The sequence below is a fragment of the Intestinibacter sp. genome (genome assembly GCF_051866655.1).
Classification (GTDB): Bacteria; Bacillota; Clostridia; order Peptostreptococcales; family Peptostreptococcaceae; genus Intestinibacter.
Window position 1 is genome coordinate 1 of record NZ_JBJDXL010000271.1, and the last position, 4,127, is coordinate 4,127.

6 protein-coding genes are annotated in these 4,127 nt (G+C 32.8%); all 6 read left to right on the plus strand.

The annotated features are described in order from the left end of the window. A partial coding sequence (gene ftsY, locus ACI3VO_RS08105; protein ID WP_439757427.1) for a signal recognition particle-docking protein FtsY occupies window positions 1-1,200 on the plus strand: 1,200 nt, incomplete at its 5' end. A gap of 99 nt (window positions 1,201-1,299) precedes the next feature. Further along, on the plus strand, window positions 1,300-1,668 hold the full coding sequence (gene ylxM / locus ACI3VO_RS08110; protein WP_439757428.1) for a YlxM family DNA-binding protein: 369 nt from the start codon (window positions 1,300-1,302) through the stop codon (window positions 1,666-1,668). After that, window positions 1,665-3,017 carry a signal recognition particle protein gene (gene ffh / locus ACI3VO_RS08115; protein ID WP_439757429.1) on the plus strand — a complete coding sequence of 451 codons (1,353 nt, stop codon included), beginning with the start codon at window positions 1,665-1,667 and terminating at the stop codon, window positions 3,015-3,017. Before ylxM ends, ffh begins: the two co-directional genes overlap by 4 nt. A gap of 45 nt (window positions 3,018-3,062) precedes the next feature. Next, window positions 3,063-3,311: a 30S ribosomal protein S16 gene (gene rpsP / locus ACI3VO_RS08120; protein WP_439757430.1), complete on the plus strand. Its 249-nt coding sequence runs from the start codon at window positions 3,063-3,065 to the stop codon at window positions 3,309-3,311. Between the two features lie 45 nt (window positions 3,312-3,356). After that, window positions 3,357-3,584 carry a KH domain-containing protein gene (locus ACI3VO_RS08125; protein ID WP_290687006.1) on the plus strand — a complete coding sequence of 76 codons (228 nt, stop codon included), beginning with the start codon at window positions 3,357-3,359 and terminating at the stop codon, window positions 3,582-3,584. Window positions 3,585-3,647: 63 nt separating this feature from the next. Further along, window positions 3,648-4,127 (plus strand): ribosome maturation factor RimM (gene rimM / locus ACI3VO_RS08130; RefSeq protein WP_439757431.1); only part of this gene is annotated, 480 nt, incomplete at its 3' end.

Consider the following 4,127-nt stretch of genomic DNA (forward strand, 5'->3'; position numbering starts at 1 on the left):
AAAAATAAAAAAGAAGAAGTAAAAGAAGAAGTTAAAAAAGTAAGAGAAGAATTAATAGAAGAAGACGACTTACAAGAAGAACAAGAAATTGTAGAAGAAATACCACCAGTTGAAGAAGTAGAAGAAGCTCAAGAAGCACTAGAAGAGTTAGAACAAGAGGCTGCTACACAAGAGTTAGAAGAAGAACAAATAGAAGCTGTAGAAGAGCCTTTAGATGAAGCTTGTGATTTGCAAGAAGAAACAGTTCAAGAAGTTGAAGAAGCTGAGCAAATAGAAGAACAACCAAAAAAAGTCAGCCTATTCGATAGATTAAAACAAGGTCTAACAAAGGCAAAACAAGGAATAACAGATAGAGTAGATGAAGTATTAAAATCTTACACTAAGGTAGACGAAGAGCTTCTAGAGGATTTAGAAGAGGTTTTAATAACTGCTGATGTAGGTGTAAACACTACTATGGAAATAATGGAAAAATTAGAAGATGCTATAAGAAGCAAGAAAATAACTGATCCACAAGATGTAAGAGAAGAATTAAAACTGATAGTTGAAGAAATTTTATCAAAGGACGATTCTAAATTAGACGCATCACATAGTCCGACTATAATACTTATGGTAGGTGTAAATGGTGTAGGAAAAACTACTACTATAGGAAAGCTTGCATATAGATACAAAAAAGAAGGAAAGAAAGTACTTCTTGCAGCTGGAGATACATTTAGAGCAGCGGCTATAGATCAATTAGAGGTATGGGCAAATAGATGTAACGTAGATTTAATCAAGCATCAAGAGGGTGCAGATCCAGGGGCAGTAATATTCGACGCTATAAAGGCATCTAAGGCTAGAGGAGTAGATGTATTAATTTGTGACACAGCAGGACGTCTGCACAATAAATCAAACCTAATGAACGAGTTGGGAAAAGTATTTAAAATAGTAGATAGAGAATATCCAGAGGCTAAAAAAGAAGTCCTATTAGTAGTAGATGCTACAACTGGACAAAATGCCGTATCACAAGCAAAGAGCTTCAAACAAGTTTGTGATATAACAGGACTAGTTCTTACTAAATTAGACGGAACAGCAAAGGGTGGAGTTATCCTAGCTGTTAAATCAGAAGTAGATGTAGCTGTAAAATTAATAGGTGTAGGAGAACAAATGGAGGATTTACAGGATTTTGATTCTAAATCATTTGTAGATGCTTTATTCGGTTAAACTTAGCGTAAAATAAATGTTGACAATAGTATTTATTTGATATAAAATACAATGTGTAAAGTAAAGAACCTTTACAGTAAGGTCTTGGAAGTGATTGTTATGAACATAGAAAAAATGGTTGAAATTGGATTATTGTTTGAGCAGTACAAAGAATTATTGACTGACAAACAACGAGAAATGGTGTCTCTTTACTATGAAGAAGATTATTCTTTAGGAGAGATCAGCGAGAACTTAGGAGTATCACGACAAGGGGTTTACGACACATTAAAGCGTTCAGAGAAAATACTTAGAGAATACGAGAGTAAACTACATTTAGTATCTAAGGCAAAAGACCAAGAAAAATTCCTTAAGTCTATTGGGGAGAAAATTATTGACATTAAAGAAGATTTATTGCACAATAGAGATTGTGCTGATTTAATCCCTAAGCTAGAAAATATAGAAGAAATATGTAGGGAGTTGTTAAAATGATATTTGAAGGTTTATCTGATAAATTGCAAGGTGCTCTTAGTAAGTTAAAATCAAAAGGAAAACTTACAGAAAAAGATGTAAAGGCAGCTATGAGAGAAGTAAAACTTGCATTACTTGAAGCTGATGTAAACTTTAAAGTCGTAAAAGATTTTGTAAAAAAGGTGCAAGAGAGATGTGTTGGACAAGAGGTTATGGAGAGCTTAACTCCAGCACAGCATGTTATAAAGATAGTTAATGAAGAGCTTACTGCTTTAATGGGAGATGTTCAAAGTAAAATTTCGATATCTTCTAAGCCACCTACAATTATAATGATGGTAGGATTGCAAGGGGCAGGTAAGACAACTACATCTGGTAAAATCGGTGGATATTTCAAAAAACAAGGAAAGAAACCACTGCTTGTAGCTTGTGACGTATATAGACCAGCTGCAATAAAGCAATTAGAGGTTGTCGGTTCAAATTTAGGTATAGAAGTATTTAATATGGGCGACAAAGAAAACCCAGTTAATATTGCAAAGGCAGGACTTAGTCATGCTATAAAAAACAACAATGATTTAGTTATAATAGATACAGCAGGTCGTCTTCATGTAGATGAAGAATTGATGAATGAATTAAAATCTATAAAAACAGAAGTCAAACCACATGAAATACTTTTAGTAGTAGATTCAATGACAGGTCAAGATGCAGTCAATGTGGCTGAGAGCTTCGATGAGATTTTAGGTATCGACGGAGTTGTACTTACTAAATTAGATGGTGATACTAGAGGTGGGGCAGCACTTTCAATCAGAGCTGTAACACAAAAACCTATAAAATTCATAGGTATGGGTGAAAAGCTAGATGATTTAGAGCCTTTCCATCCAGATAGAATGGCTTCTAGAATATTAGGAATGGGAGATGTCCTTAGTTTAATTGAAAAAGCTCAAGAGACAATGGACATGGAAAAAGCCAAGGCACTAGGAGCTAAGCTTAAAAAACAAGAATTTGATTTTGAAGATTTCTTAGACCAAATGGAACAAATCCAAAAGATGGGCTCTATGGAAAAAATTCTTGGAATGATTCCAGGAATGGGAGATTTAAAAAATCAAATAGGCGACGTAGATATGAATGGCAAGGAAATGAACAGAATAAAAGCCATAATACAATCTATGACTATTGAAGAAAGAAGAAATCCACAAATACTAAATGCATCTAGAAAGAGAAGAATAGCAAAAGGTAGTGGAACAAGTGTACAGGAAGTAAATAAACTAATAAAACAATTAAACGAAATGAAAAAGATGATGAAGATGTTTACTTCTGGTGGTAAGGGTATGAAGAAAAGAGGCGGTTTTCCAGGGCTTCCTTTCTTTAAATAAATAAATTAAAAAACTAAAATAGAAAAATTTTCGGAGGTATATAAAATGGCAGTTAAAATAAGATTAAAAAGAATGGGTTCTAATAAAAAACCTTTTTACAGAATAGTAGTTGCAGATTCTAGAGCACCAAGAGATGGAAAATTCATAGAAGAAATAGGATACTACAATCCAGTATCTGAACCAAAACAAATAAAAATAAACGATGAAAAAGCTAACAAATGGTTAAAAGTTGGAGCTCAACCTACAGATACAGTTAAAAAATTATTACAAGGCCAAGGAATAATAGAAAAATAATAAACTAAAATTAGTTTATATGTAACATTTTAGGAGATGGAAAATATGAAAGAGCTAGTATTAGATATTGTCAAAGCTCTAGTTGATAATCCTGATGAGGTGAGCATTGAAGAAACTAAGAAAAAAGGTGAAATAATCCTAAAACTTTCAGTTTCTCAAGATGATATGGGCAAGGTTATAGGAAAACAAGGTAGAATAGCTAAGGCTATTAGAACTGTGTTAAAATCTGCTGGAAATAAAGAGCACCTTAAGGTTTCTCTTGAGATAGTATAAAAAGGATTAGGTATATACCTAGTCCTTTTTGTATATAATAAAAATGACAAAAGAGGTGAGAATATGGCTGAAAAGTTAACTGTTTTTAGAATTGGACAAATAGTAAATACACAAGGTTTAAAGGGTGAAGTGCGTGTTTACCCATATACAGATGATATATATCGTTTTGACGACTTAGAGTATTTTTATACAGAAAAGGGTCTAAATAATAAATACGAAGTTGAAAGAGTTAGATATAAAGGTAACATGGTAATAATGAAAATAAAAGACATCGATTCTATAGATTTAGCGGAGAGATTAAAGACTAAAAATATGTACATTCCTAGAGAAGAATCTGTAGAATTAGAAGAAGGCGAATTTTTCGTAGCTGATTTGATTGGATTAGATGTTTTTACGATAGATGGCGAAAAAATAGGAGTTGTTAAGGACGTTTTACAACATGCTATAAACGACGTGTATGTAGTGTCATCTGGAGAAAAAGAATACTTAATACCATCAGTTGAAAAATTCGTACCAACTATAGATCTAGACGAAAATAAAATG

Excerpts from the sequence above, each read along its gene's own strand:
- ylxM (WP_439757428.1), top strand. The coding sequence starts at position 1,300 with ATGAACATAGAAAAAATGGTTGAAATTGGATTATTGTTTGAGCAGTAC.
- ffh (WP_439757429.1), top strand. The coding sequence starts at position 1,665 with ATGATATTTGAAGGTTTATCTGATAAATTGCAAGGTGCTCTTAGTAAG.
- rpsP (WP_439757430.1), top strand. The coding sequence starts at position 3,063 with ATGGCAGTTAAAATAAGATTAAAAAGAATGGGTTCTAATAAAAAACCT.
- ACI3VO_RS08125 (WP_290687006.1), top strand. The coding sequence starts at position 3,357 with ATGAAAGAGCTAGTATTAGATATTGTCAAAGCTCTAGTTGATAATCCT.